The organism is Treponema sp. R8-4-B8 (genome assembly GCF_054786175.1).
Map to the genome: position 1 here is coordinate 1 of NZ_BDHE01000175.1, position 772 is coordinate 772.

Genomic DNA, 772 nt, shown 5'->3' on the forward strand with positions numbered 1-772 from the left:
CGTATGGGGCGCGTCTCGCGAAAATCGCCGAAATTTACAAAATAGACTATGAAACATATAAAAGTTCCGGCTTCGCGCCGTTGGACTGCGACGCGGTTAAGGAAAAACTTGTAAATGGAAAATTTTCGCATTTTGCCATAGTATATCACGAAACCACCACAGGACTTCTGAACCCGGCGCCCGAACTCTGCCGCTTTTGCCGTGTTCGCGGCATCACGACCATCGTTGACGCGGTGAGCGCCTTCGCCGCTATTTCCATAGACATGGATCGCGACGGCTTTGATTTTATGGCCTCTACCTCAAACAAAAACATTCAAGGCATGGCCGGCGCAGCCTTCGTATTTTGCCGATTAGAAGCGCTTATGAAGACAAAGAACTATCCGATGAGAAATTATTATTTGAACTTGTGGGACCAATACAGCTATTTCAAGAAAAACAAGCAGACCAGATTCACGCCGCCTGTGCAAAGCCTCTACGCCCTGCGCCAAGCCATCATCGAAACAAAACTCGAGGGAATAGAAAACCGCTACGCACGTTATACGGCGTGCTGGGACGAATTGGTGAAAGCCGTGAAAAAAATCGGACTTAAAATGCTTGTGCCGGAAGCGATCCAATCAAAACTAATCACCGCCATAATTGATCCGCCATCCCCCAAATATTCTTTCAACGAATTGCACGATCTCGCTAAAAGCCTGTCTCTTATACACATCTAGATGTGTATAAGAGACAACGCATGATGAGATCATAACCTCGTCGGCGGCGGTGCCGGAGC

The 772-nt window shown here is 47.8% G+C and carries 1 protein-coding gene; it reads left to right on the forward strand.

The window, feature by feature from the left end; translation table 11 throughout:
* The coding region (locus tag ACYVRA_RS07700) for an aminotransferase class V-fold PLP-dependent enzyme (protein WP_461252153.1) at positions 1-713 on the forward strand (713 nt) is incomplete at its 5' end.
* Positions 714-772: the final 59 nt, after the last annotated feature.